Source organism: Candidatus Methylopumilus turicensis, assembly GCF_000953015.1.
In the GTDB taxonomy this organism is placed as follows: domain Bacteria; phylum Pseudomonadota; class Gammaproteobacteria; order Burkholderiales; family Methylophilaceae; genus Methylopumilus_A; species Methylopumilus_A turicensis.
Genome location: NZ_LN794158.1, coordinates 982,749 through 1,008,196, shown reverse-complemented (window position 1 = coordinate 1,008,196; position 25,448 = coordinate 982,749). Strand labels below are relative to the sequence as shown.

Genomic DNA, 25,448 nt, shown 5'->3' with positions numbered 1-25,448 from the left:
GTGAGTAATTTGGATAACAAAAAGCCCGCACATCAATCTGCGGGCTTTTTTGTTGTGCTTGTTAAAGCTTAAAGAACAGCTAGTGCCGCATCATAGTTAGGCTCATTAGCGATTTCTGAAACTAATTCGCTATGTAAAACCTTGTTGTCTTCATCTAGCACAATGACCGCACGTGCAGTTAAACCAGCTAAGCTGCTATCCAAAATCGCTACGCCGTAGTTTGTCGCAAATTGCGCGTTGTTACGGAAGCTTGACAGTGCGATAACGTTTTCAATGCCTTCAGCACCACAAAAGCGGCTTTGCGCGAATGGCAAATCTGCTGAAATACAAAGCACGACTGTATTGTTAAGTGCGGCTGCCTTTTTGTTAAATTCACGGACTGAAGTTGCGCAGGTTGGCGTATCAATACTCGGGAAAATATTTAGAACTTTACGTTTTCCAGCATAGTTTTCTAAGGTCACTGTTTCACGTTTTGCATTGGCAAGCTCGAAATTACGAGCAGTCTGGCCTACTGTTGGGATGTTTCCACCGATGGTGATTGAGTTGCCTTTGAGTGTTACTGCGTTTGTCATGATCGTTCTCCTTGTTTAAGCCATGAAATATTTACCTGAGTATTTTAGTCTATTAATACATTTTATGTGTCTTTTAAGCGCTTAGTGAGACTGTAATAAAGCCGATTATCTAAAAAATCTCCTGTGATATAATCGCAACCTTTAATAATTTAGTGGGTCCCAATGACGTCCGAATTAAGACGATCGATCAATTTGGATTCCAATTTACCTACCAATTTCTTGAGTTAAGGAACACAACAAATGTCAGCAACCGTTGAAATCATCAGCAAACTAGAACGCCGCATGACGGTAACCGTGCCGATGAAACCAATTGAGGATGAAATTAACCAACGTATCGGTCAATTGATGCGCACTGCTAAATTGCCTGGTTTCCGTCCAGGTAAAGTCCCCGCCAAATTCGTTCATCAACAGTATGGCGCTCAAGCGCGTGATGAAGCGCTGACCAACGCTGTAGAACGTTCATTCTCTGAAGGGGTTGAAACGAATAAGTTACGCGTTGCTGGTTATCCCAATATCGAACATAAGCCTTTTGCTGAGGCGGATAAAGAATTTGAATATGTTGCGACATTCGAAGTGTTTCCGGAAGTTGAAATCGGTGATTTAAGTAAAGTCAAAATCGAGCGTCCAGTTTTAGATGTGGCAGCAGCAGATGTAAACAGAACATTGGATGTGCTTGTGAAGCAGCGTGCCACTTATGAACCAGTTAAACGTGCAGCTAAAAAAGGTGACAAGGTGAAACTTGGCTTGTCCGCATCAATTGACGGCAATGAAGTTGAAAGCACTGGCGGTCAAACGATTGATTTGGTGATTGGCGAAGGTGGTCGTGTCCCACAATTTGATGAGCATTTGCTTGGTGCTAAAGCGGGCGCGGAAGCAACGTTTGAGATTGTTTATCCTGCAGACCATCAACCAGAGCAGTTGGCTGGTAAAACAGTTTCATACAAGGTGAATTTCGTTGAGGTGGCTGAAGTCAAGCTGCCTGAAATTGATGCTGCTTTTGCGAAAACATTGGGCGTTGATGACGGCGATGTTGAAAAAATGAAAGCTGAAATCAAAGAAAGCTTGTCACAAGAAGTAACTAAGCGCGTTCGTCAGAATGTGAAAGAACAAGTGTTTGATGCGCTAGTTGCAAATGCTAAATTTGATTTACCTAATGCGTTGCTTGGTATGGAAATCGATCGCTTGATGCAAATGTCACGTCACAACTTGCAACAACGTGGTGTTGATTTGGCCAACGTGACACTTGAGCCTTCAATGTTTGAAGATCAAGCAAAGCGCGGCGCGACATTGCGCTTGGTGTTGATGCATTTGGTAAATGAGCATGCATTACAAGCCGATGCTGACCAAGTGCGTGCAATGGTTGACCAATTCTCAGTCAGCTTTGAGCGTCCTGAAGATGTTGTGCGTTGGTACTACGATGACGTTAAGCGTCTTGATGAGCCTGCAGCCTTGGCAACTGAAGAAAACGTTGTGAACTGGGTATTGTCTGCCGCAAAAGTAACAGACAAAAAAGTTAAATTTGACGATTTGATGGGTAACGCTTAATGCATACAACTAGTCGCCACGAGATGAAGGACATGATGAATTCCATGGATACGCAAGGTCTTGGTTATATCCCTATGGTCGTTGAACAAAGCGGCCGTGGTGAGCGCTCTTATGACATTTACTCACGCCTACTTAAAGAACGCGTGATTTTCTTGGTTGGTCCAGTGAATGACATGACGGCCAACTTAGTTGTGGCCCAGCTATTGTTTTTGGAAGCGGAAAATCCAGATAAGGATATTTCGCTTTACATCAATTCACCTGGCGGCTCTGTGACTGCAGGGATGTCTATTTATGACACCATGCAATTCATCAAGCCTGACGTGAGTACTTTGTGTATTGGTCAAGCGGCGAGTATGGGTGCTTTCTTATTAGCTGCAGGCGCTAAAGATAAGCGTTTTAGCTTACCAAACTCTCGCATTATGATTCACCAACCATCTGGCGGCTTCCAAGGTCAGTCAACGGATATTGAGATTCACGCGAAAGAGATTTTGTATTTGCGTGCGAAGCTCAATGAAATTTTGGCGCACCACACGGGTCGCACAGCGGATGAAATTGACCGCGATACAGAGCGTGACAATTTCATGAGCGCTGAGCAATCAGTTGCTTACGGCTTGATTGATAAAGTGATTGAAAATCGTCCTGAAGCTGCTTAGTTGGCTTTGCTACAAATCAGCATCAAATTCATATAGAAATATTAGGAATAGTTAATGACTACAAACGCATCAGACGAAAAACTACTTTATTGTTCGTTTTGCGGTAAAAGTCAGCATGAAGTTAAAAAACTGATTGCTGGCCCATCTGTATTCATTTGTGATGAGTGCGTTGAACTTTGTAACGACATTATTCGTGAAGAGGCGCAAACTGCTGATGGCGAAAAAGTTAGCGACAAAAAGTTGCCAACACCAAAAGAGATCTGTGCAAACCTTGATCAATATGTCATTGGTCAGGTGCAAGCTAAGAAAAGCTTGGCTGTGGCGGTTTACAACCATTACAAGCGTTTAGGTCAACCAACTGCAAAAGATGATGTGGAAATCGCTAAGAGTAACATTTTAGTGATTGGCCCTACTGGCTCAGGTAAGACCTTGCTTGCACAAACGCTAGCGCGTCTTTTGGATGTGCCATTCGTGATGGCGGATGCAACCACATTGACTGAAGCTGGTTATGTCGGTGAAGACGTTGAAAACATCATGCAAAAGTTGCTTCAAAAATGTGACTATGACATTGATAAAGCGCAGCGTGGCATTGTTTATATCGATGAAATCGACAAGATTTCACGTAAGTCAGAGAATCCATCCATTACTCGTGATGTTTCTGGAGAGGGCGTGCAACAAGCCTTGCTTAAATTAATCGAGGGAACTGTGGCTTCTGTGCCGCCTCAAGGCGGTCGTAAGCATCCAAACCAAGAGTTCGTTCAGTTAGATACGACTAATATTCTTTTCATTTGTGGTGGTGCATTTGATGGCTTGGATAAGGTAATTCGTCGACGCTCCGAAAAAGGTGGTATTGGCTTTGGTGCTGAAGTAAAGAGCAAAGAAGACTCGCGTGCGATCGGTGAAGTGTTACGCGACGTTGAGCCAGAGGACTTAATTAAATTTGGTTTAATTCCTGAGTTCGTGGGTCGCTTGCCTGCGATTGCGACTTTGGAGTCGCTCGATGAAAACGCGCTCATGACAATTTTGGTTGAGCCTAAGAATGCATTAACTAAACAGTTTGCTAAGCTCTTCAAGATGGAAGGTGTTGAGTTGGAGTTCCGTGAAGAAGCGCTTCGCTTGATCTCAAAAAAAGCACTTGAACGTAAGACGGGTGCGCGTGGTTTGCGCTCTATTATGGAGCATGCCTTGCTTGAAATCATGTTTGATTTACCTTCCATGACTAACCTGAGCAAGGTTGTGGTCGATGAGGGCACGATCAAAGGTGATAATCCACCGATCTTGATTTACTCAGAAGAGCCGCGCACGGCCGATTCAGCTAGTTAAATAAGTTCTTTGAGTATTTAATTTAACTGAAATCCAAATACTGAAAAATAATTAACGCTGGCACTTGAAGCGTCAGCGTTAATCCCCAACTAGATTGCATACACGTTTGGTATATCGCCGAACGAAGCTAACGCTAAAGGCTTTCTCATGACAGAACAAACATTGCCAACTTTTACCCCAGATGCAGGATTTTTGCCGCTATTGCCATTACGCGATGTGGTCGTTTATCCGCATTTGGTGATTCCACTTTTTGTGGGGCGTGCTAAATCAGTAAAAGCCCTTGAGATTGCCTCTGAAGGTAACAAGCAAATCTTTTTGGTGGCACAGAAGTCCGCAAATAAAGACGAACCTGATGCTTCTGACCTCTATGAAGTCGGCACGATTGCAACCGTACTTCAGATGCTTAAGTTGCCTGATGGTACGGTAAAGGTGTTGGTTGAAGGTGTTAGCCGCGCTAAATTGGTTGAGTTTCAAGATACGGAAGAGTGTTTTACTGCGAAAGCTGAAGTCATTGTTGATACACCAGAAGATGACCATGAAGTGCAAGCATTGATGCGCACTGTTTTTACGCAGTTTGACCAATACGTCAAACTCAATAAAAAAATCCCACCTGAGATTTTGACTTCACTTGCAACGATCGAAGATGCAAGTCGTTTGGCTGACACGATTACAGCGCACTTAACATTAAAACTGGAAGAAAAACAAAGCATTCTTGAGATGTTTAGCGTCTCTCAACGTCTTGAGCATTTGCTTGGCGTGATGGAGGGCGAGATTGATATCTTGCAGGTAGAGAAACGCATCCGTGGGCGAGTAAAGCGCCAAATGGAAAAGAGTCAGCGTGAGTACTATTTGAATGAGCAAGTCAAAGCGATTCAGAAAGAGCTTGGCGAGCAGGACGAAAATGCGGATATCGATGAGTTAGCTAAGAAAATTGATGCCGCAAAAATGCCAAAAGAGGCGTTGGATAAAGCTAATTCAGAAATGAAGAAGCTAAGAATGATGTCGCCGATGTCTGCGGAAGCAAGCGTGGTTCGTAACTACATTGAAACATTGGTTAATCTGCCTTGGAAGAAGAAGACCAAAATCCATAAAGACTTGGTTGAGGCGCAACGTATCCTTGATGAAGATCATTACGGTCTTGAGAAAGTGAAAGAGCGTATTGTTGAGTATCTTGCTGTTCAACAACGTGTTGATAAATCAAAAGCGCCAATCTTATGTTTGGTTGGTCCTCCTGGCGTGGGTAAGACTTCGCTTGGTCAGAGTATTGCCAAAGCAATTAACCGTAAATTTGTGCGCGTTGCTTTGGGTGGTGTGCGTGATGAATCTGAGATTCGTGGTCATCGCCGCACTTATATTGGCTCTATGCCAGGTAAGATTTTGCAAAGCATGGCAAAAGTATCCGTAAAGAATCCTTTATTCTTATTGGATGAGGTGGATAAGATGGGTCAAGATATGCGTGGTGATCCTTCATCTGCATTGCTTGAGGTGCTTGATCCAGAGCAAAACCATACTTTTGTCGATCATTACGTTGAAGTTGAATACGACTTGTCCGATGTGATGTTTGTGGCAACGTCTAACTCACTCAATATTCCAGAGGCCTTGATGGATCGTATGGAGATTATTCGTCTTGCTGGATATACAGAAGATGAAAAACTCAATATTGCGATGCGTTACTTGGTGCCTAAGCAGTTAAAAGCGCATGGTTTAAAAGCGGGTGAGATTGAAATTTCTGAAGCATCTGTGCAGGAAATCATTCGTTACTACACACGTGAGGCGGGCGTTCGGAGTTTAGATAGAGAAATCTCTAAGATTTGCCGTAAGGTTGTTAAAGATATTTTGACAACAAAACTAAGCTTACCCAAAGACGGCAAGGTTGAGCAAATTGTTGTGACGCCAGAAGCCGTTGAGAAGTATTTGGGTGTTCAACGTTTTGATTACGGCTTGGCTGCAAAAGAAAATCAAATTGGTCAGGTGACAGGGTTGGCTTGGACGCAAGTGGGCGGTGATTTGCTGACGATTGAGTCAGTAGCAATGCCAGGAAAAGGCAAGACAATTACCACGGGTAAGCTTGGTGACGTAATGCAAGAGTCGATTCAAGCGGCGATGAGTGTGGTGCGAAGCCGTGCTAAACGCTTAGGCATTCCTGAAGATTTTTATGAAAAGAATGACATTCATATTCACTTCCCTGAGGGTGCGACGCCTAAGGATGGCCCGAGTGCTGGTATCGGCATTACGACTGCACTTGTTTCAGTATTAACTAACATACCAGTGCGTGCAGATGTTGCAATGACGGGTGAAATTACCTTGCGTGGCGAAGTGTTACCAATCGGCGGCTTAAAAGAAAAGTTGTTGGCAGCTCATCGCGGTGGAATCAAAACGGTTTTGATCCCGGATCAAAATCTTAAAGATCTCATTGAGATTCCTGACAATGTAAAGAACTGCTTGGTTATTCATCCAGTTAAATGGATTGATGAGGTTTTAGAGTTTGCCTTGGAAAAAATGCCTGAACCAACGATTGAGGTGATCCCCGTTGCTGATGCTAAAGAAGCTGAGGCTGTGGTAATAACCAAGCATTAATGGAATATTTGGACTTAAAGGCTTGACACAGGCTTTTGACACTTGCTATAAAGTAAAACAGCAGGACTTTTAATGGCCTGTTTTATAAATAATAACGCAAGGGGATACAAGTGAATAAATCAGAGCTAATCGACCAAATCGCAAAAGCCGCTGGAATCTCAAAGGCTGCAGCAGGCCGTGCATTGGATGCAACAACATCAGCAGTAACTGGCGCATTGAAAAAAGGTGATTTGGTTACACTTATCGGTTTCGGTACATTTTATGTAGGTAAGCGTGCTGCTCGTAACGGCCGTAATCCACGTACTGGTGCAACAATTTCTATCAAAGCAGCTAATTCTCCTAAATTTAGGGCTGGTAAAGCGCTCAAGGATGCTGTAAACTAGCGTTCTTCGTTGGTTAACGAATGGGTGATTAGCTCAGTTGGTAGAGCGTCGCCCTTACAAGGCGAATGTCGGCGGTTCGACCCCGTCATCACCCACCATTCAACCAGCGTAGAAAAGTCGTTACATCGTTTTATATGTAGCGCATAGTTTTGGAGTGGTAGTTCAGTTGGTTAGAATACCGGCCTGTCACGCCGGGGGTCGCGGGTTCGAGTCCCGTCCACTCCGCCAAGAAAAAAGCGAATCGAAAGATTCGCTTTTTTGCTTTCTACCTTAACGAATTTAAATCTCATATTATCGTCGCATGTTAATAAAAGCTTGTGACCTTAAGCCTGTCATGGCTTGCGCTTGTATGGTATATTTACATATTATTTACAATTCAGCGTTTATTAAATTACTGGCTTGTTTCAACAGGTAAATTTAGAACTTTTTGATAGATTTACTGACTTAATAAACTGCTCTTACTTATTCAATTTAAGGTGTTATTGTTATGCTGGAAGTTATTCGCGCACATTCTAAAGGCTGGGTCGCTAAGCTGATTTTAACTTTAATTACAGTACCATTCGCTTTGTTTGGTATCGATGCTTACTTAAAAGACGCCGGTGCAGGTGCCTCGGTTGCAAAGGTCGATGGCGCCACAATTTCTGTGCAAGAATATCGTAATGCCATGCAAAGCCTTCGTGATCGTTTGCAAAAAGAAAACCCAAAGGATATTAGCGCTCTGGACTCACCGGAGGTGAAGCAATCTGTGTTGGATCGTCTTATTAACACCAGGCTCTTTAATGCTGAAGTTTCAAACAGCAACTTCAAAATTACCAATGAGCAACTAGCACAATTCATTACTAGTTTGCCCGAGTTTCAAGAGGGTGGTAAGTTCTCTCAAGAGGTTTACGACCGACTATTAAGTCAGAATCAAATGACGCCTTCTCAATTTGAGAAAAAAATGCGTGGCGAGATGTTGTTGCAGCAAGTACGTGATGGCATTCCAGGCTTAGCGTTTACCTCAAAAGCAGTTGAAAACGCGTCATTGGTCGTTGAGCATCAACAACGTGAGGTGAGCGTTGCAGAAATTAAAACGGCTGATTTTATTTCACAAGTGAATGTTGATCCTAGTGAAGTTAAAGCTTACTACGAGAAACATAAAGATAAATTCAAAGTGCCAGAACAGGTAAAACTTGAATATGTAATGCTCTCTGCAAATACATTAATTCCCAAAATGCAAACTACGGAAGATGAAGCTAAGAAATTTTATGATGAAAATGCATCAAAATTTCAAGGGGATGAGCAGCGTCGTGCTAGCCATATTTTAATTGGTTTTTCAGCATCAGCCACGCCAGAAGCTAAGGCTGAGGCAAAGAAGAAAGCCGAGCAAGTATTAGCTGAAGTCAAAAAGAATCCAGCAAAGTTTGCTGAACTCGCTAAGAAATATTCTCAGGATCCAGGTTCTGCGGAAAAAGGCGGTGATTTAGGCGCTTTTGGTCGAGGTGCTATGGTCAAGCCATTTGAAGATGCAGCCTTTTCAATGAAGCAAGGTGATGTGAGCGGTTTAGTGCAATCTGACTTTGGTTATCACATTATCAAATTAAACGAAATCCTTGGTCAAGGCCAAGGATTTGAACAGCTCAAACCGCAGATTCGTGCTGAACTTATGTACCAGAAAGCGCTTGCTAAGTTTGCGGAACAAGCAGAAGCATTTAGTGCGACGGTTTATGAGCAGTCTTCAAGTTTGCAGCCTGTGGCAGATACTTATGGCGTTCCTGTTCAAAAGAGTGAGTGGATGAGTTTCGTTGATGGTGCTAAATTCTTTAAGAGCGATAGGCTGATGACTTTAGTCTTTAGCAGTGATGTGCTCAAAGATAAACGAAATACTGAAGCGGTTGAAGTGTCTAACAATACCCTTGTATCCGCGCGCGTAGTTGACTACAAGCCATCTGCGCCTCGCAGCTTTGATGAAGTTAAAGGAGGCATTGCTGATTTATTGAAGATTGAGAAAGCAACTAAACTAGCGATTGATAAAGGAGCAGCATCACTTGCCAGTCTCAAGTCGTCTAAAGAGGTGGCTAACTTAGATTGGATTACGCCAGTGATCGTCGATCGTAAAAATGCACAAGGGCTCACTGAAGTAACGATGTCGAATGTCTTTAAGGTTGATACGAGTAAGTTGCCTGCTTATGCAGGCGTTGCAGACAATCAAAAGGGCTATTTACTGATTAAAGTCACGGCGGTTCAAAATAAATTAGATGATGAAGATGCCAAAAAAACCGCGCTGCTTGAGTTGCGAACAGCCATTGCTTCTGAAGTTTCATCTGCTTATATTGGTACGTTGAAATCAAACAAGAAAATTTATGTGAATAGTCGTCTCATGATGACAGACAGTACTCAACAGTAAAAGTTGAAAGCATTGTTTCTCAGATTTTTTTGAGTGGTAAGCTAATAAAAAAAGGCCGTCATTGATTGACGGCCTTTTTTATTTAAGATACCAACCTCCTCGATTGTGACATTGCGACGCAGTGGTGCATGCTTTTCGTTGAAGCCTTGCATCTTGTCAAAATCAGCAATGCCTGAGGCAGCCAGTGTTTTGATGGGGCCTGCTGAAACTGCATTCACACGAATACCTTTAGGACCAAGGCTTTGTGCCATATAACGCACGTTAGCTTCAAGACTTGCTTTTGCTACGCCCATGACGTTGTAGTTCGGCAATGTTCTTTCAGCGCCAAGATAACTGATCGTAAGAAGGCTACCGTTGCGACCCTCCATCATTGGCATTGCTGCTTTAGCAAGCGCTGCAAAGCTGTACGAACTAATATCATGTGCAATGCGGAAATATTCACGCGTTACTTTTTCTAAGTAATCACCATCGAGAGCGTCTTTTGGCACAAATGCAACTGAGTGCACAACCACATCTATCCCATCCCAATGTTTTGCGAGAGCTGGAAATAAAGCATCAATTTGTTCATCGCTTCCAACATCACAAGGTAAGACAATGGTTGAATCGAAATCAGCGGCTAATTTTTTAACGCGGTCTTCAAATTTATCCATTTGATAACTAAAGGCAAGCTCAGCACCTTCACGTTTCATTGCTTCTGCAATGCCGTAGGCAATTGAGCGATTACTTAGTAGACCAACGATTAATACACGTTTCCCAGTCAGGAATCCCATGAGTAGCTTTCCTTAAAAGTCAAAATTTCTAATTGTTATTCGAAGTTCTTGGGTCTAGCGCATCGCGCAGACCTTCACCAAGCAAATTATAACCCATCACGGTAATTAATATGGCAAGGCCAGGAAACATCGAAAGCCACCAGGCGAACTCAATATATTCTTTTCCATCGGTAAGAATGTTTCCCCATGAGGCTTGTGGTGCTTGAACGCCCAAACCTAAGAAACTTAATCCAGACTCGACCAATACCGCACTCGCAATTCCAAGCACAGAGCTAACGATGATGGGGGTTAGGCTGTTAGGAAGTAATTGCTTGAAAATTAAGCGACTGTCTTTCGCGCCTAAGGTTTGAGACGCAAGGACAAACTCTCGATTTCGAAGACTCATGAATTCTGCGCGCACTAGTCGTGTAACGCCCATCCATGAAGTCAGGCCAATCACAATCATGATGTTCCAAATTGAGGGAGTCAGGAATGCAATCACCGCCAAAATCAAGAAGAATGTTGGGATCGATAACATCACATCAACCAAGCGCATGATCACAGTGTCAACCCAGCCACGATAAAAGCCAGCAATTGCCCCTAGGATAATTCCAATGATGGTGGCAATGCCTACAGCTACAATACCAACTAAAAGCGATATACGTGCGCCAAATAGCATTCTTGAGTAAACATCACGCCCTAGTCCATCAGTCCCCATCCAATGTTGCGAGGAGGGGGAGAGCAGTATGTTTTTGACATCAATTGCCTCTGGGTCAAACGGGGCAATCAATGGTGCAAAAATAGCCATGAGGGAAATTAGGCCAATAATGATCAAGCCAGCAAGTGCTAGCGGGTTTTTGAGAATGGTTTTCATTGTGCAACTCCTTTTCTAACACGTGGGTCAGCCCATGCGTAAGCTAAGTCGGCTAGGAGATTGCCTAAAAGTGTGAGTGCGGAACCTATTGTTAAGATACCCATAATGACAGGAAAGTCTCTCATCAACACAGCATCATAGAAAAGTTTACCCATCCCTGGGATAGCAAAAATAGACTCCGCAATCACAGAGCCACCGATTAAACCGGGGATAGAAAGGCCGAAAATGGTAATTAATGGAAGCAGCGCATTTCGAAGCGCATGTTTATAAACAACGGTGTTTTCAGGAAGCCCTTTAGCGCGGGCGGTTGTGATGTAATCTTGATGGAGTACATCTAACATACCGTTGCGAACAAATAGTGATATTCCCGCAAGGCCTGTTAGACCTGAGATCAGAATAGGTAAGGTTAGATGTTTTAAAGTATCCCATTGCTGGGCTAACCAAGGAAGCTTTTCAGCGCCTAAGCTATGAAGGCCAGAAATGGGAAGCCAATTGTGACTCACCCCAGTCCAATACATCAACATTAATGCTAGCCAGAAGCTTGGGATCGCAAATCCGATAAAAACGAATATGGTAATCGATCGGTCAGGTAGCTTGTTTTGCGTGAGTGCTGAAATCACGCCGAGCGGCAAAGCAATCCCAATAATCAAGACTAAACTTAGTACATTGATCAGAAGAGTGATCGGCAAAGCTTCTTGTATCATGCCTTTGGTGACATTTCCGTCCTTATCTTTTTCCTCCCAAAACACAGGGCTTTGATGGCTTGCAAATGAATGTCCAAAGTCTAGCGTAGACATGCGTTTTAGCCAAAGACCATATTGCACGATGACAGGTTTATCGAGGTTGTATAGCTCGCGCAGTTTTTGACGTGACTCTTCACTGGTTTTTGGATTGAAGCTCGCTTCGGTTGAAGTCACATCCCCTGGGGCTAAGTGCATAATTAAAAAAGAAATTAAGCTGATCCCCACCAGAAGTGGCACCATCCAAAAGAGTCGATTGAGTAGATATTTGATCATGATTACTCCGCGCTCATTTCGTTGCGCCTTAATGCCTTGGGAATGTACCACTCATAAGCGTTGTGTCCAATGCCAGCAGGAGGCGCAGTGTCATCAATGCCTTTTACTCGTTTGTGAACGGCTGGGAGGCCATAACCTGCAAACAAATAAACAACAGGGCTATCTTCTAATAAAATGGCTGCAAACTCATGGTAGATTATCATGCGCTTGTCAGGGTTAAGTTCCAATCTGCCAGCCTCCAGTAAGCTATCCACTTTAGGGTTTTGATAGCCGATAAAATTAAACTGTCCTGGTGCTTGTTGAGATGAGTGCCAAATATTGAACTGATCGGGTTCTAAGCCAAGGCCCCAGCCAAGTAAAACGACGTTGAAATCACCAGTTTTAATAAAGCGACTAATAAAAGTTGCCCATTCAACCACGCGAATTTTTACATCAATACCAATTTCCTTAAGTCGTCTTTGTACCAATACGGCACTCATTTCACGTTCTTTATTTTGGTTGGTTAGAATTTCAAAACTCAATGGCTGGCCATTCCTATCCAATATTCCGTCATGGTCATGGTCCTCAAAGCCTGCTTCTTTAAGTAATGCAAGCGCCTTTTGTGGATCGTATGGATAGGGTTGTAGTTTTGGGTTGCTCCAGCGCGTTCCTGGCTTGTAAGGAGAGGCAACTGGCAGGCCAAGCCCAAGTAGTACACCGTCAATAATTTCTTGTTTATCTATCGCATAATTAATGGCTTGCCTCACGCGCACGTCATCAAAAGGCTTACGTTTTAAGTTGAAACCTAAATACGTGTAACTATTGCCTAGCTCTTTATATTGCGCAATTTTGTCAGTGAGGTCAGGGCGTGCTGGGAAAATACGTGCATATTGAATGGAGTTTAAGCTCATCGAGTCAATGTTGTCTGCCATGAGTTCTAAGAATTGCGCTGCACGGTCAGGGATAATGCGTGAAATTAAATGGTCGATTTTAGCTTGTCCCTGAGTGGCATTAGGATTGCGCTTGAGCGAAATGCTTTCACCTTTCTTCCATTGATCTAACTGGTAGTAATGACTGCCAACAGGATTACGTGAGAATGCCGTGTTATTGATGTCTTGGCCTTCAAGCAAGTGTTGTGGAAGCACATGTAAGCCTGACCATGAGTCTAAAGCTGGGGCATAGGGAGCTTCGTAGGTCACTCTAAATGTGAGCTTGTCAGGTGCTTCAGCTTTTTTAACGAGCTTGTAATCTGCACCATAAGGAGAACGTGTCTTCTGATCGGTCACTGTTTTCCATGTAAACAATACATCTTGACTTGTTAATGCTTTGCCATCAGCCCACTTTAAGTCAGGTTTAAGGTGGAATGTAATTGTTTTTTGATCAGCGGACACGTCCCAAGATTCTGCAAGCTCCCCTGTTAATTCTAAGTTCTTATCATATTTAAGTAGGCTGTTGAAAATATTGGAAGCAATTGCAGAGGCTGAAGATTCTCCCGCCATCATTGCAATTAAGCCGCTGGGTTCACCAGACATTGCATCAACTAGCGCGCCACCAGACTCCGACGGATAGGGCTGGCTAAATTGAGTCGACAATTTATCTTGTTGTTGCCCACAGCTGATCAAGAAGGGTGTGATCAATGCCAAGCATGTGATCTTAATGAAATGCATGATTGTTTTAGGCTTATTGTGCATCGACGAATTGCGCCTTTACGATAATTGGATTTAGATTAAACATCCTGTTTTTTTATCTTTTTATAAGAAGAGGATTTTGTTGCGCGTTTTTCATGACCACTTGTTTTGATTGAATGTTTGTTTCTGACCGTACTTTTTTCATTTTGTTTCTGTTGATGTGGCTGATTTATAAAATCACTATTTGGAATATTAATGGTTTGGCCTATTTTTACATTCGGACTTTTCATTTGATTGTATGCCATCAGGCTTTTAACGCTCACCTGATATTGACGTCCGATTGCTGTCAGCGTCTCTTTCGGTTTTACGGTATGGGTTTTGTTTTCATTTGTATTTTCAATGACGTCGGCAGTTGTGCTATTAAGTGCACTATTAATGTCGATGGTTGATGATTCATTACTTTTGTTACCAAGCGGTACCAGGATTGGTTGTGCGCCATTTATTTTTTTGTTGTTTGGAATATCATTAATTTCACGCAATTGACTTACATTAATCCCAAATTTTTGCGCAATTTTATCCATGCGTTCGCCACGCTTAGTGTGATAAGTTTGCCAACTGACAAGCGGCTTGTCGTAATTGGCTAAATTTAATTTGAATGTGTTGGCAGCTGAGACTGGCAATAATATTTCATGCGCGTTGCCTGTTTCGGTAATGACGGGGCGGTTATATTCTGGGTTGAGTGAAATAAACTCTTCATAAGAAATCTCCGCCAATGATGCCGCGAGTTTTGCGTCAATCTGTTCAGGTGCGATAACTTTAGTAAAATAAGGCCTGTTTGGAATCTTATCAATATTCAGTCCATACACTTCTGGCTGCCGCATGATGTTTTTAATCGCCTGTAGTTTAGGCACATAATTTTTAGTTTCATCAGGAAGCGAGAGGCTGGCGTAGTCAGTGGGCAAGCCTTTTTTGCGATTGCGGTCAATCGCTCGTTGAACAGTGCCCTCGCCAGCGTTGTAGGCGGCTAGTGCTAAGTCCCAATTACCAAACATACCGTGTAATTTTTGCAAGTAGGTGAGCGCTGCAGAGGTTGCGGCTGTCACGTCTCTACGGTTGTCTACCCACCAATCTTGCTTGAGTCCAAAATGTTTACCTGTCGCAGGCATAAATTGCCAAATTCCAGAAGCTTTTGAACGTGAGTTGGCAACTGGATTAAAGGCACTCTCGACCATGGGTAATAGTGCGATTTCACTTGGCATACCTCGTTTCTCAACTTCAACCACAATATGATACAAATAGCGCTGGCTGCGTCCGATCATTCGTTTCATATAATCGGGCCTAGATGCGTACCAGGCTTCATGCGCGCCTGTGTAGCTAGAGTTTAGCTCGGGCATTGTGTAGCCACTAATAATTCGTTGACGTAAGTCAGCCGCTCCCTTTTCAATGCCTGCTGAAGGCTGGTAACTTAGTGCATCCGGGAGATAATTAAGGACTGGATCGAGTTGAGAGTTGGGTGTGATGTTAAAGCTGGGGTCAAGTGCTTCACGATTAGGAACATTGCTTTCTAAAATGACAATATAGTCACCTTCAACATTGGTTTCTGCGTCAACATTTGTCACCAAAAGCAAGGCTAAAAATAATAGGGATTTTACTGAAGATCTAACGAGCATGAACACTTTCTGAAAGGCCTATTATTAAGCAAAAACACGCTGTGATAGTAGCTAAATAGGCCCTATGGAGTCAAGAATAAATATACCAAAATTAAGCTAAATAAGCCGAGGTCAAAACTGATTTCTAAGCTGTCTCAATTTAGTGAAAACTTCGATGGAGTCAGCTATTTTCAAACCCAAATTATCTTTAATTTCCTGTGAGGTGCACCGCAAGAATGGATTCGTTGCAAGCTCTAATGCAATTGAACTTGGGATGGTTGGCAATCCTGCAATCCTTAGCTCATGTGACATCAAGATTCTGGCATTAAGCGCAGGATTGTTGTTCTCAAGTGTTTTCGCAAATTGTAGATTGCGTTCGGTGTATTCATGCGCACAATAAATGGCTGTCTCGGTAGGAAGGTTTACAATTTTTTGCAATGAAGCAAACATTTGTTCAGGCGTACCCTCAAAAAGCCTGCCGCAACCACCGCCAAAAAGAGTGTCGCCGCAAAATATCGACTCGGCGCCATAGTAAGCCACATGGCCAATTGTGTGACCTCCCACATCTATAACCTGCAGGGATAAATTGAGAGGAGTGATATTGATAATTTGGCCTTCAAGCACTGGTGTGTGCTTGAACTCATAGGATTCTTTAGCTGGGGCGTAAACCTGCGGCGAATATTCACGAATCAAAGCATCCACGCCGCCAATATGGTCTGTATGATGATGCGTGATGAGAATGTCGGAGAGTGCTAGACTTCTTTTCTTCAGTTCTGCGATGACTGGTGTTGCGTCTCCTGGATCAACCACCACGGCATGACTGCCATTCTCTATAAGCCAAATGTAATTATCTTGAAATGCTGGAATTGGTATGATGTTAAACATAATGATGAATAGCGTAACATTTAATTTAAGCTTCATGGTCAGTGAATGCCTTCAATGACAAAGATAATCACTGAGAATGACGGAAGTACTTGGCTTGGTTCGCCAATAGGGTGCTATTTGCTAAACGAAGAACAAGCCTTATTTGATGATGTAGTCAGTGATATTTTTGGTTTTAATGCGATCCAGTTGGGTTTCTTACAAGCGGATTTGTTAAGAAACTCAAGAGTTCCATTAGTTTTAAAGGCCAGTGAGACGAAGGGGGATTTGCTATGTGAAACTCAGCAATTACCTATCTCGAGTAACACAATGGACTTGGTTTTATTGCCACATACGCTAGATTTTAGTATCAATCCTCAACAAACGTTACGCGAAGTGGAGCGTGTGTTGGTGGCCGAGGGGCATGTGGTCATTACCGGCTTTAATCCCATCAGTAGCTGGGGGCTCCGGAGATTTGTGAGTAAACGATGTGCATCATCAAGTGCCATGTGGCATGCACATTTCCTCTCTGCGTTACGGATTAAAGATTGGTTGAATTTATTAGGTTTTGAGATTGTTGGCGTCAGGATGGCTTGCTATAAACTGCCTTTGCAAAGTACGCAATGGTTGCAACGGTTTGATGCCTTGGATCGCTTGGGTGCTCGATATTGCCCGATGTTGGGTGGGGTCTATTGTATTGTCGCTAAAAAACGCATTTTGGGAATGCGTATTATTAAGCCGAATTGGGCTCGTGCGAAAATGAAAAGAGGTTTAGTCATTTCTCCAACTAAAAAAGAAGATGTCGCTAATTCAGTGACTAATGATCAATATTAATCGTAAAGCTAGGGTTTAATTTTGTCAGAGATTCAAGAATCGCTTGTGATTATATATGCCGATGGCGCATGTAAAGGAAATCCAGGTCCCGGTGGTTGGGGTGCTTGGATTCGTATGGGTGATCACTCAAAGGAGTTGTGTGGTGGTGAGCCAATTACTACCAACAATCGCATGGAACTCACGGCTGCTATCCGCGCACTACAAGCACTCAAACGAACTTGTGATGTCAGAATTTATACCGACTCGGTGTATGTGCAAAAAGGCATGACCGAATGGATTGATGGGTGGAAAAAAAGAGGTTGGAGAACTGCGGATAAAAAGCCTGTGAAGAATGATGATTTATGGCAGGAGTTAGATGCAATCGCCAGTCAGCATAAAGTTGAATGGCGGTGGGTTAAAGGCCATGCAGGCGATCCAGGTAATGAGCGTGCGGATGCATTGGCCAACCAAGGGGTTGCCCAAGTAATGCATGGTTAAATAATCAATAATTGAAAGCACACTTATGAGACAAGTTTTTTTAGATACTGAAACAACTGGCCTATATCCAGCTCAGGGCCACCGTATCATCGAAATTGCGGCCATTGAGGTCGTTAACCGTCGTGTGACCAATAACCACTTTCATGTTTACCTCAACCCAGATCGTGAGATAGACCCTGCAGCTCAAGAAGTCCACGGTATTACTCTAGAGTTCTTGCAAGACAAGCCTCGTTTCCCGGATATCGTGAATGAATTTTTAGACTTTGTAGCCGATGCTGAGTTGGTGATTCATAACGCGCCATTCGATACAGGATTTCTGAACGCTGAATTAGGTAAGATTGATCGAGAAAACTTAGAAAAAACCTCAGGTAATATTGTGGATACGCTCAAAATGGCCAAAGAGATGCGACCTGGACAGCGTAATAACTTGGATGCTTTATGTCGCCATTTTGGCATTGATAACTCCAAGCGCACCTTACACGGTGCATTGCTGGACGCGGAGCTGCTCGCCGATGTTTATATGGCGATGACGCGTGGCCAAGAGAGTCTCATGATGGAGATATTAGAGGACGCGTCTTCTGATGATGTCGATGGAGAGCTAACGCTTACTATTAATCTTAAGGTGTTGCATGCCTCTGGTGAGGAGCTTGAGGAGCATGAGGCTTACGTTAAGGCGCTAAATAAAGGGGATAACCTATGGAGACAGGCGGTTGCCGAAAGCGATTAGCTTAAAGCATCGGCCCAGCTGTTGGGTGTTTCGTAAAGTCTGACGCGTTCAAGTTTTAAGTGGTTGCCGTAAATATCTTGATATTGCGAATTAAGAATGCGAAAGGCTTCCGCAGCCATGTTTTCAGCCGTTGGAACGTTACTCATAACAACTGTCTTGTGATTGGATAATGAATTCAAAAAATTTAAAATTTCAGCATCGTCTTTGTAGACTAGGAACGCATGATCCCATACATCGACGACAGATTTCTTTGCAATCGCTTTTACATCTGAAAAGTCCATCACCATGCCGTTATCAGAGGAGTTCTCTTGCTGAATAATATCGCCAGAAAGCGTAATTTCCATGGCATATCGATGCCCATGAAGATTCTTGCATTGGCTTTTATGACACGGAATGCGGTGTCCGGCGTCGAATTCAAGTCGTGTAGTAATTTGCATAATTGAGATTATATCAGTAATCAGGCTTGCCTAATTCTTGTGTGAGGCCCTGGTAATAGGCTAATCTCACTGGCGAGATTTTTCCATCCTCAACGGCGCCGATAATCGCACAATCTGGCTCGTGTGTATGTTTGCAGTTATTGAATCGGCATTTCCCTAAGTATGGCCTAAACTCGATAAACGCATGTTCTAACTGTTCAATATTGAGGTGGTTTAAACCAAACTCTTGCAGGCCGGGCGAGTCAATGAGGTCGCTAGTGCTATCAAGGTGATATAGATGTGCCGCCGTTGTCGTGTGTTTGCCGCTGTCTAATACTTCAGAGACCTCCTGAGTACGCACAGCAGAGTCAGGAAGGAGTGCGTTTACAATCGTTGATTTACCCATCCCAGATTGCCCAACTAATACACTGACTTGCCCTTTAAGCCACTGCTTAAGCGGGCTGATATCTTGTTTGGCCGATAGTGGTTGGACTTGGTAGCCGAGATCTTGGTAAACCTGAAGTAGCTTCATTGCATCAGAATTGTCGGCTAAGTCACACTTGTTAAGCACAATCACTGGTCGGATGCCTGCGGCCTCAGCTGCAATTAAACAACGGTTTAGTAGTGCTTCGTAGAAGCTGGGGGTCGTGGCAAGTACGATGATCACTTGCGTGACATTTGATGCTAAGGTTTTTGTTTTGTAGGCGTTACTGCGAAATAGAAGACTTGAACGTGGATGAAGTTTTTCTACAACCCCCTCAAGGGTGTCTGTCATTTTGACTTCAACTTGATCCCCACAAGCCAAATCATTCCTTTTGCCACGCGTGACGCAACTTATCTGCGTACCATCTTGAAGTTCAACACCATAACGTTTGCCGTAAGAGGCGATCACCTGGCCTTGCTTGAGGAGTTGTTCAACCAAAAGACTATTTTTCGAAATGGTAGTAAGTTTGGTTTAGGTAGCTTGTTACGTTAAGTTCTTCGTCTTCGAATAACTTCAAGCCTATCATGGTATTACAATTGCGGACCTGCGCTTTTAGTCCTCCAGAGGTTTTGACCAAGCGGTTTTCCCGCGTGTAAATTCCCGAACCATTGCCACCAAAGCTCTTAACATGGCATTGAAGACAGTGTTTCTGCAACAAGGCTTTCCCAGCCACAGGATCGCTTCCAGGATAAATGGCTGAGTACTGATCAGCATAAGCGGCGCTTAAACTGATCAAAGTAAATGTTAAAAAGATAAAAAGTTGTTTGATCATGCCAGTCTAGTTTATCCAAATCCTTTATTAGCTATTTGTTTGTAAGCTTTGCAATGCGCATGCTTGCTGGCGGATGTGAGTCATAAAAAGCAGAGTGTAATGGGTCTGGCGTTAAGGTTGAAGCATTATCGCGATAAAGCTTAACCAGTGCAGCTACCAAATGTTTAGCATTTGAATGCTCTGCAGCATAAGCATCAGCCTCAAATTCATTTTTTCGTGAATAACTCGCCATGATTGGGCGGAGTACAAATAAGAAAACAGGGCTCACAAGTAGAAACAAGATTAAGGCCATATAACTACTCATCTCATTAACACCTAAGCCTAAGAAGAACCAGTCCTGTTCTTTAAGCCAACCTAAAACCGCGAGGCCAACAAAGCTAATAAAGAACATCATAGCAATTCGCTTAATCACATGTTGATGTTTAAAGTGACCCAGTTCGTGCGCAAGCACAGCTTCAATTTCATCCGCATTGAGACGTGCCAATAAAGTGTCAAAGAACACGACACGTTTGTTTTTTCCAAAGCCGGTAAAGTAGGCATTACCATGGCTACTGCGTGCAGAGCCGTCCATTACAAATAAACCCTGTGATTTGAAGCCGCACTTCAGCAGCAATGCTTCAATCCGAGCCTTTAGTGATTCGTCAGTGAGTGGTGTGAATTTGTTAAAAAACGGGGCAATAAAAGTTGGATAAATGGCAAGCACCATTAAGTTAAATACACTCCAAACAGCCCATAAGTAAAACCACCAATATTGGCCAGCACCTTCCATCAGCCACAGCGCAGCAAATAAAATTGGCGCACCTAGGATAATGCCTAATATGCTTTGTTTGATCATATCGCCTACAAACATGCCGCGCGTCATTTTATTAAATCCAAAATGCGCGTCGATGACAAAGGTTTTGTAGTAGTCGAATGGGGTATCAACAATACCGCTGATAACAAGTGCAGTTAGAATGACTAATGCACCCCTCAGCATTTCATGTGAAGGAATGAAGTCACGCCATATAAAATCTATGCCCTGCAATCCGTTGCCAAGTGTAAATGTAAGAAGCAAAGCAGCTTGAACAACCCCCTCTGCAATCATTAATTTGGTTTTAGCGGCAGTGTAGTCAGCGGCTTTTTGATGTGCTTCGAGACTAATGTCTTTAATGAAAGCATCAGGGACTTTATTGCGATGACCAAACACATATCCAATGTGCCGGTTTCCCAACCAAACACGGGTGAGTGTGGTTAACGCAACTAGGCTAATAAAGATAATACTCAGCGTGAAGGCAGGTATGGATGTCATGATTGATATGCTTTTCAGTTAAACTAATATCATTATAGAAGCTTCGTGTGAATGAAGGTTCATCAATTGCAGTTTATTAAATAAAATTAATGGAAATCATGATGGCAAATCCGAATGACAATTTAATCTGGCTTGATATGGAAATGACGGGCTTGTTGCCAGATTCTGATCGTATTATAGAGTTGGCCGTTGTGGTGACGGATGCTGATCTAAACGTTATTGCCGAGTCACCAGTCATTGTGGTTCATCAGGCTGATGAAGTATTGGATGGAATGGATGCTTGGAATAAGGGGACGCATGGTCGCTCTGGTCTCATTGAAAAAGTTAAAGCCTCTACAACTAACGAGGAACAGGCGACTGCTCAAATGTTGGAGTTTTTGAAGCTGCATGTGCCAGAAGGCAAGTCCCCAATGTGTGGGAACTCTATTTGCCAAGATCGACGTTTCATGGCGCGTTACATGCCAGCGCTTGAAAAATATTTCCATTACAGGAATCTTGATGTGAGTACTTTTAAAGAGCTGGCTCGTCGTTGGAAGCCCACCATTTATTCCGGATTTAAAAAAGCGAGCAAGCATGAAGCACTTGCAGACATTTATGAGTCTATTGATGAGCTGAAATATTACCGAGAGCATTTTATTAAGTTGGATTAATGATTGGTTTTTTCTTCAGGATTTTTGGCTGTATTGAGCTTAGCTAAAAAAATGGGTGCGACTAGCGCACCCTAAAGGAGGAGAAAGATAGCCTAGAATGTAAGCTCCTTATTGCTTAAGCACTAAGCGTGCCAACATACTCAACTCTTGATTTTTGGGGATATAGCGCCGCTGGTAAGGCGTTTTTTTTAGTTAAATTGTTTGTGTATTGATACTCTTTAGGCTTATTAAGGTTTTAATGTTGATTAATCAAGCTTGCCTAGAGGGCGCTTTGCACAATTGTGGTGCGCAAATGAAATGATTTTTAGGTCGCTAAGCTGAGTCTTCAGTTGCGGTTCATGACATTGATGAGTTTAGACTAATGAATGTGGTTAAAAGTAATGTAAGGATATCGGTATGAATATGACAGCTTTTTTAGCCGTTGGGCTAGGCGCAGCTTTTGGTGCCTGGGGGCGCTGGTTGTTAAGTGTGGCTTTCAATGCATTCTTTCCACTTTTACCATTAGGAACCTTAGTGGCTAATCTTGTCGGTGCTTATTTGATGGGTCTAGTTATGGGTATTATTTCGTTGGGTGGTTTGATGAATCCAGAATTACGCCTATTACTTATCACAGGTTTTTTAGGTGGGCTGACGACATTCTCAACCTTCTCAGCTGAATCCGTCACTATGTTTTCTCGTGGAGACTATGGCTGGGCATCCCTACATTTGTTAGGGCATGTGCTCGGGTCGTTGCTGGTCACAGCCCTTGGTTTAATGACAGTGCAACTTTTAAAATGATTGGTTGACGAAAAAAAATGAGTTTAAGGTTACGTCTAAATTTGTTGATAACTGCGCTGTCATTGGCCTTTATGCTAGCAGCTGGCTGGGTGATCGTGAATGATGCAAAAGTCTCTATTCGTGAGCGCGTAGAAGCCGCTTCTCGGGTTACTGTGCAGTTGCTCGACAACGTCATTGTCACCTCTGTCATGAATCCCAGTCTCGGTGAAACAACAGATGTGTTGAATGTATTTTTACGATCTCTGGGGTATGTGCGAAGTAATCAAATCACATTATTTGATTCACGCGGCAATGTCCTTTATGAGTCACCACAATCCACCTACCAAACAGATGTGCATCCACCTCAATGGTTTGTAAAGATTGTTGAGCCAAAACAGGAGTCAGTGCAAAGGCGTGTGCGTTTTGGCACTTTGGTCATCACCTCCAGTGCGGCTGGTTCTATTCGTCAAACATGGCGTGGCGTTGAGCAGTTAATGTGGATAGGTTTAGGATTTTTTCTTATTTTGAACATTATGGTTTATGCACTATTGAGCTATTCTTTGAGGCCGGTAGGAAGTATTCTCAGCGCCATTAATCGAATGGAGCAGGGGGATTTGAAGGTTCGTCTTGAGCCATTCAAGTTGCCTGAATTTGAAACAATAGGACATAGTCTTAATCGCATGGCGGAATCTTTAGAGGCAGAGCGTCAGCTTGAAGAAAACCGTCAATTAACAGCGCTGATACAATCACATATTGAAGATGAGCGTAGAAGTCTTGCGCGCGAATTGCATGATGAACTTGGTCAATACGTAACCGCCATTAAAACCTTTGCGGTTGGTATTGCCAATAAGACGGTTGAAAAAATGCCTGATGTTTCATCAAATGCCCAGACGATTGTGGCTGCGGCCAATCATATTTATGATGGCATGCACAACATTATTCGCCATTTACGTCCCGGTGCGCTTGATAACCTTGGGCTTTCTGAGACATTGAAAGATGCGATTAATCATCTACAAAAACAACACCCTGAGGTTGAGTTTAAGCTTAATCTATCGGGGGAGCTTGATGCGTTGGGTGAAAATCTCAACATTAATTTTTATCGCATTGTGCAAGAGTCACTCAATAATGCGGTGAAACATGCAAAAGCCAGTATCATTCATGTCAGCTTGAAACAAGACCTAAGCGGTAATGTTAATCTGATCATTCAAGATAATGGCGTAGGCATGGAGGTTGATAAGGTTGACCAAACTCAGCACTTTGGTTTACTTGGCATGCGAGAGCGAACTCAAGCGTTTCGTGGTCAATTTGATATTCAGTCATCATCCAAAGGCACAAAAATTTCTATCCATCTTCCCAAGGAGTCCATTACATGAGCGCCCCCATCAATGTCTTATTAGTGGATGACCATGCCGTTGTTCGCATGGGCTTTAAAATGCTATTAGAGTCAGATCCTGACATCAAAGTAATCGCGGAAGCCGATAGCGGTGAAAACGGGGTCAAAATGTACATGGAGCATAAGCCCGATGTCGTCGTCATGGACATTACCATGCCAGGCATTGGAGGTCTTGAAGCAACGGACCGCATTATTGCAAAAGACAGTTCAGCCCGTATTCTGGTGCTTTCAGCACATGAGGATTCCGTTCATCCCAAGCGCGTGCTCAATGCAGGTGCAATGGGTTATTTAACCAAACGAAGTGCGGCCGAAGAATTGATTAAAGCGATACGGATGGTGGCGAATCGCAAAATGTATCTTGAAGCAAGCATCGCTCAGCAAATGGCCATACAGCAATTAAACGGTGAAAAGAACCCTGTGGATGTGCTTTCAGATCGTGAGTTTGAAGTGTTTATGGCGCTTGCTAAAGGTGAAACCACCAATCAGATTGCTGAGATTTTGAGTCTCTCACCGCGGACTGTTGGCACCCATTTGTACAATATTAAGCAAAAGCTCAACGCAGGCAACTCGGCAGAGATTGCTTTGATTGCGATGCGTTCAGGTTTGATTGATCCTTAATTTTTATCCTTAGCGCTTGTATTCGCACTTATGCTCATTACGCCGCTGCTGATAATGATTGCAATCGCTAACCAGCGGTCTATCGAGAGCATTTCATTCCATAGCAATATGCCAAACAGGCTTGCGAGTACGACGGTGCTATAGGCGAGGCTGCCTACCACTAATGGATTACCTGTTCGATAAGCGCGCGTCATAGCCAGCTGGGCAATCGTGGCACATGTGCCGAGACCAGCGAGGATAGGTAAATCTTCTAGTTCGATAGGGCTGAAATGATGAATCAGCATCCAGGCGCCACCCCCGACTGTGCAAACGAGTGAAAAGTAAAATACAGTCCGCCAGTCAGGTTCGCCAGCCCGTCCTAATTGGGCTACATATACATAGACCCAGCCAGCCATTAATCCAGAAAGTAAGCCAAGTCCACCTGCAAGCAACTCTCCGTAATGAATGCTTGGCTTTAACAAAAAGGCTACGCCAACAAAGCCGGTGATTATGGCGATTAGTAAAATCTTCTTTGGTTTTTCATGAAGTGCAATTGTTAAAATTGCTGCCATGGCGAGTGGGGATGTGTAGTTAAGCGTAATCGCGGTAGCAAGCGGTAGTTCGCTTATGGCATAGAAAAACATGACCATTGAGATAAAGCCAATGACGGAACGTGACATCTGTTTTTTGATGAGATTGGTTTTCAGTGATAGGCGCTTGGTCACAACGAAGCTGGAAATAAATATCAACCCAACCAATGAGCGATAAAAAACAAGTTCTGCGCTTGAGAATTTATGAGAGGCGATTTTAACGAGCACGCCCATGATGGCAAAAAAGAATGCGGCGACCAGCATCCATA

25 protein-coding genes and 2 tRNA genes are annotated in these 25,448 nt (G+C 43.3%); 15 read left to right on the top strand and 12 right to left on the bottom strand.

Annotated features, from left to right (window positions below; all coding sequences use genetic code 11):
• Nucleotides 1-68: 68 nt before the first annotated feature.
• Nucleotides 69-572 carry a thiol peroxidase gene (gene tpx, locus BN1209_RS05105; protein ID WP_045751243.1) on the bottom strand — a complete coding sequence of 168 codons (504 nt, stop codon included), beginning with the start codon at nucleotides 570-572 and terminating at the stop codon, nucleotides 69-71.
• Between the two features lie 240 nt (nucleotides 573-812).
• Between tpx and tig the strand changes: the two genes are divergently transcribed.
• From tig to BN1209_RS05065, 8 genes are all read left to right on the top strand, one after another.
• The gene (tig, locus tag BN1209_RS05100) at nucleotides 813-2,117 is read left to right on the top strand and encodes a trigger factor (protein WP_045751242.1); all 1,305 of its coding nucleotides are present in this window, start codon (nucleotides 813-815) and stop codon (nucleotides 2,115-2,117) included.
• Complete coding sequence (clpP, locus tag BN1209_RS05095; protein WP_045751241.1) at nucleotides 2,117-2,770, top strand: ATP-dependent Clp endopeptidase proteolytic subunit ClpP; 654 nt, start codon at nucleotides 2,117-2,119, stop codon at nucleotides 2,768-2,770. The genes tig and clpP overlap by 1 nt, the downstream gene beginning before the upstream one ends.
• Nucleotides 2,771-2,824: 54 nt before the next feature.
• Nucleotides 2,825-4,093, top strand: coding sequence for an ATP-dependent Clp protease ATP-binding subunit ClpX (gene clpX / locus BN1209_RS05090; RefSeq protein WP_045751240.1), 1,269 nt, complete (start codon nucleotides 2,825-2,827; stop codon nucleotides 4,091-4,093).
• A gap of 147 nt (nucleotides 4,094-4,240) precedes the next feature.
• The gene (gene lon, locus BN1209_RS05085; RefSeq protein WP_045751239.1) at nucleotides 4,241-6,670 is read left to right on the top strand and encodes an endopeptidase La; all 2,430 of its coding nucleotides are present in this window, start codon (nucleotides 4,241-4,243) and stop codon (nucleotides 6,668-6,670) included.
• Between the two features lie 110 nt (nucleotides 6,671-6,780).
• The gene (locus BN1209_RS05080) at nucleotides 6,781-7,053 is read left to right on the top strand and encodes an HU family DNA-binding protein (RefSeq protein WP_045751238.1); all 273 of its coding nucleotides are present in this window, start codon (nucleotides 6,781-6,783) and stop codon (nucleotides 7,051-7,053) included.
• Nucleotides 7,054-7,075: 22 nt separating this feature from the next.
• A tRNA-Val gene (locus tag BN1209_RS05075) sits at nucleotides 7,076-7,151 on the top strand.
• Nucleotides 7,152-7,204: 53 nt separating this feature from the next.
• A tRNA-Asp gene (locus tag BN1209_RS05070) sits at nucleotides 7,205-7,281 on the top strand.
• A gap of 259 nt (nucleotides 7,282-7,540) precedes the next feature.
• On the top strand, nucleotides 7,541-9,439 hold the full coding sequence (locus BN1209_RS05065; protein WP_045751237.1) for a SurA N-terminal domain-containing protein: 1,899 nt from the start codon (nucleotides 7,541-7,543) through the stop codon (nucleotides 9,437-9,439).
• A 41-nt stretch (nucleotides 9,440-9,480) separates the two neighbouring features.
• Here the strand turns inward: BN1209_RS05065 and BN1209_RS05060 are convergent, their stop codons facing one another.
• The 6 genes from BN1209_RS05060 to gloB form a co-directional block, all read right to left on the bottom strand.
• Nucleotides 9,481-10,209: an enoyl-ACP reductase FabI gene (locus BN1209_RS05060; RefSeq protein ID WP_045751236.1), complete on the bottom strand. Its 729-nt coding sequence runs from the start codon at nucleotides 10,207-10,209 to the stop codon at nucleotides 9,481-9,483.
• A 28-nt stretch (nucleotides 10,210-10,237) separates the two neighbouring features.
• Nucleotides 10,238-11,062 (bottom strand): ABC transporter permease, encoded by an 825-nt coding sequence (locus tag BN1209_RS05055; RefSeq protein WP_045751235.1) that lies wholly within the window; start codon nucleotides 11,060-11,062, stop codon nucleotides 10,238-10,240.
• The gene (locus tag BN1209_RS05050) at nucleotides 11,059-12,078 is read right to left on the bottom strand and encodes an ABC transporter permease (protein ID WP_045751234.1); all 1,020 of its coding nucleotides are present in this window, start codon (nucleotides 12,076-12,078) and stop codon (nucleotides 11,059-11,061) included. The genes BN1209_RS05055 and BN1209_RS05050 overlap by 4 nt, the downstream gene beginning before the upstream one ends.
• 2 nt (nucleotides 12,079-12,080) lie before the next feature.
• Nucleotides 12,081-13,589 (bottom strand): peptide-binding protein, encoded by a 1,509-nt coding sequence (locus tag BN1209_RS05045; RefSeq protein WP_231855162.1) that lies wholly within the window; start codon nucleotides 13,587-13,589, stop codon nucleotides 12,081-12,083.
• Nucleotides 13,590-13,783: 194 nt separating this feature from the next.
• Nucleotides 13,784-15,304 (bottom strand): transglycosylase SLT domain-containing protein, encoded by a 1,521-nt coding sequence (locus tag BN1209_RS05040; protein WP_231855117.1) that lies wholly within the window; start codon nucleotides 15,302-15,304, stop codon nucleotides 13,784-13,786.
• Nucleotides 15,305-15,466: 162 nt separating this feature from the next.
• Nucleotides 15,467-16,255, bottom strand: a complete 789-nt coding sequence (gloB, locus tag BN1209_RS05035) for a hydroxyacylglutathione hydrolase (RefSeq protein ID WP_231855116.1) — start codon at nucleotides 16,253-16,255, stop codon at nucleotides 15,467-15,469.
• An 18-nt stretch (nucleotides 16,256-16,273) separates the two neighbouring features.
• Between gloB and BN1209_RS05030 the strand changes: the two genes are divergently transcribed.
• The 3 genes from BN1209_RS05030 to dnaQ are packed head-to-tail and all read left to right on the top strand — an operon-like array spanning nucleotide 16,274 to nucleotide 18,233.
• Nucleotides 16,274-17,029 (top strand): class I SAM-dependent methyltransferase, encoded by a 756-nt coding sequence (locus BN1209_RS05030; RefSeq protein WP_045751974.1) that lies wholly within the window; start codon nucleotides 16,274-16,276, stop codon nucleotides 17,027-17,029.
• A gap of 21 nt (nucleotides 17,030-17,050) precedes the next feature.
• Nucleotides 17,051-17,506: a ribonuclease HI gene (gene rnhA, locus BN1209_RS05025; protein WP_420885810.1), complete on the top strand. Its 456-nt coding sequence runs from the start codon at nucleotides 17,051-17,053 to the stop codon at nucleotides 17,504-17,506.
• 25 nt (nucleotides 17,507-17,531) lie between these two features.
• Nucleotides 17,532-18,233 carry a DNA polymerase III subunit epsilon gene (gene dnaQ, locus BN1209_RS05020; RefSeq protein ID WP_045751231.1) on the top strand — a complete coding sequence of 234 codons (702 nt, stop codon included), beginning with the start codon at nucleotides 17,532-17,534 and terminating at the stop codon, nucleotides 18,231-18,233.
• On the opposite strand, the gene queD is transcribed toward dnaQ, so the two are convergent.
• Genes queD through BN1209_RS05000 form a run of 4 tightly spaced genes read right to left on the bottom strand, consistent with a single transcriptional unit; the run spans nucleotide 18,230 to nucleotide 21,193 of the window.
• Nucleotides 18,230-18,670 (bottom strand): 6-carboxytetrahydropterin synthase QueD, encoded by a 441-nt coding sequence (gene queD / locus BN1209_RS05015; protein ID WP_045751230.1) that lies wholly within the window; start codon nucleotides 18,668-18,670, stop codon nucleotides 18,230-18,232. The genes dnaQ and queD overlap by 4 nt on opposite strands.
• Before the next feature lie 13 nt (nucleotides 18,671-18,683).
• Entirely contained in the window at nucleotides 18,684-19,571 is an 888-nt protein-coding gene (gene rsgA, locus BN1209_RS05010) for a ribosome small subunit-dependent GTPase A (protein WP_045751229.1), read from the bottom strand.
• Nucleotides 19,572-19,575: 4 nt separating this feature from the next.
• Nucleotides 19,576-19,905 carry a hypothetical protein gene (locus BN1209_RS05005; protein ID WP_045751228.1) on the bottom strand — a complete coding sequence of 110 codons (330 nt, stop codon included), beginning with the start codon at nucleotides 19,903-19,905 and terminating at the stop codon, nucleotides 19,576-19,578.
• 31 nt (nucleotides 19,906-19,936) lie between these two features.
• Nucleotides 19,937-21,193 (bottom strand): M48 family metallopeptidase, encoded by a 1,257-nt coding sequence (locus BN1209_RS05000; RefSeq protein ID WP_045751227.1) that lies wholly within the window; start codon nucleotides 21,191-21,193, stop codon nucleotides 19,937-19,939.
• Nucleotides 21,194-21,282: 89 nt separating this feature from the next.
• On the opposite strand from BN1209_RS05000, the gene orn reads away from it, so the two are divergent.
• The 4 genes from orn to BN1209_RS04980 all read left to right on the top strand — a co-directional run bounded on the left by orn (nucleotide 21,283) and on the right by BN1209_RS04980 (nucleotide 24,610).
• Nucleotides 21,283-21,843: an oligoribonuclease gene (gene orn, locus BN1209_RS04995; protein WP_045751226.1), complete on the top strand. Its 561-nt coding sequence runs from the start codon at nucleotides 21,283-21,285 to the stop codon at nucleotides 21,841-21,843.
• A 396-nt stretch (nucleotides 21,844-22,239) separates the two neighbouring features.
• Nucleotides 22,240-22,620, top strand: a complete 381-nt coding sequence (crcB, locus tag BN1209_RS04990; protein ID WP_045751225.1) for a fluoride efflux transporter CrcB — start codon at nucleotides 22,240-22,242, stop codon at nucleotides 22,618-22,620.
• 17 nt (nucleotides 22,621-22,637) lie between these two features.
• Nucleotides 22,638-23,972 carry an ATP-binding protein gene (locus tag BN1209_RS04985; protein ID WP_045751224.1) on the top strand — a complete coding sequence of 445 codons (1,335 nt, stop codon included), beginning with the start codon at nucleotides 22,638-22,640 and terminating at the stop codon, nucleotides 23,970-23,972.
• A complete protein-coding gene (locus BN1209_RS04980) occupies nucleotides 23,969-24,610 on the top strand; it encodes a response regulator (RefSeq protein ID WP_045751223.1) in 642 nt (213 codons plus the stop codon). Before BN1209_RS04985 ends, BN1209_RS04980 begins: the two co-directional genes overlap by 4 nt.
• On the opposite strand, the gene BN1209_RS04975 is transcribed toward BN1209_RS04980, so the two are convergent.
• Complete coding sequence (locus BN1209_RS04975) at nucleotides 24,607-25,443, bottom strand: DMT family transporter (protein WP_045751972.1); 837 nt, start codon at nucleotides 25,441-25,443, stop codon at nucleotides 24,607-24,609. The two genes, BN1209_RS04980 and BN1209_RS04975, sit on opposite strands and share 4 nt — an antisense overlap.
• Nucleotides 25,444-25,448 lie beyond the last annotated feature (5 nt).

Coding starts and splice junctions, on each gene's coding strand:
- BN1209_RS04980 (WP_045751223.1), top strand. CDS start 23,969: ATGAGCGCCCCCATCAATGTCTTATTAGTGGATGACCATGCCGTTGTT.
- BN1209_RS05065 (WP_045751237.1), top strand. CDS start 7,541: ATGCTGGAAGTTATTCGCGCACATTCTAAAGGCTGGGTCGCTAAGCTG.
- gloB (WP_231855116.1), bottom strand. CDS start 16,255: ATGAAGCTTAAATTAAATGTTACGCTATTCATCATTATGTTTAACATC.
- BN1209_RS05050 (WP_045751234.1), bottom strand. CDS start 12,078: ATGATCAAATATCTACTCAATCGACTCTTTTGGATGGTGCCACTTCTG.
- BN1209_RS05060 (WP_045751236.1), bottom strand. CDS start 10,209: ATGGGATTCCTGACTGGGAAACGTGTATTAATCGTTGGTCTACTAAGT.
- BN1209_RS05000 (WP_045751227.1), bottom strand. CDS start 21,193: ATGACATCCATACCTGCCTTCACGCTGAGTATTATCTTTATTAGCCTA.
- clpP (WP_045751241.1), top strand. CDS start 2,117: ATGCATACAACTAGTCGCCACGAGATGAAGGACATGATGAATTCCATG.
- dnaQ (WP_045751231.1), top strand. CDS start 17,532: ATGAGACAAGTTTTTTTAGATACTGAAACAACTGGCCTATATCCAGCT.
- BN1209_RS04985 (WP_045751224.1), top strand. CDS start 22,638: ATGAGTTTAAGGTTACGTCTAAATTTGTTGATAACTGCGCTGTCATTG.
- BN1209_RS05005 (WP_045751228.1), bottom strand. CDS start 19,905: ATGATCAAACAACTTTTTATCTTTTTAACATTTACTTTGATCAGTTTA.
- tpx (WP_045751243.1), bottom strand. CDS start 572: ATGACAAACGCAGTAACACTCAAAGGCAACTCAATCACCATCGGTGGA.
- BN1209_RS05045 (WP_231855162.1), bottom strand. CDS start 13,589: ATGTCTGGTGAACCCAGCGGCTTAATTGCAATGATGGCGGGAGAATCT.
- queD (WP_045751230.1), bottom strand. CDS start 18,670: ATGCAAATTACTACACGACTTGAATTCGACGCCGGACACCGCATTCCG.
- tig (WP_045751242.1), top strand. CDS start 813: ATGTCAGCAACCGTTGAAATCATCAGCAAACTAGAACGCCGCATGACG.
- orn (WP_045751226.1), top strand. CDS start 21,283: ATGGAAATCATGATGGCAAATCCGAATGACAATTTAATCTGGCTTGAT.
- BN1209_RS05055 (WP_045751235.1), bottom strand. CDS start 11,062: ATGAAAACCATTCTCAAAAACCCGCTAGCACTTGCTGGCTTGATCATT.
- BN1209_RS05030 (WP_045751974.1), top strand. CDS start 16,274: ATGACAAAGATAATCACTGAGAATGACGGAAGTACTTGGCTTGGTTCG.
- BN1209_RS04975 (WP_045751972.1), bottom strand. CDS start 25,443: ATGCTGGTCGCCGCATTCTTTTTTGCCATCATGGGCGTGCTCGTTAAA.
- clpX (WP_045751240.1), top strand. CDS start 2,825: ATGACTACAAACGCATCAGACGAAAAACTACTTTATTGTTCGTTTTGC.
- crcB (WP_045751225.1), top strand. CDS start 22,240: ATGAATATGACAGCTTTTTTAGCCGTTGGGCTAGGCGCAGCTTTTGGT.
- lon (WP_045751239.1), top strand. CDS start 4,241: ATGACAGAACAAACATTGCCAACTTTTACCCCAGATGCAGGATTTTTG.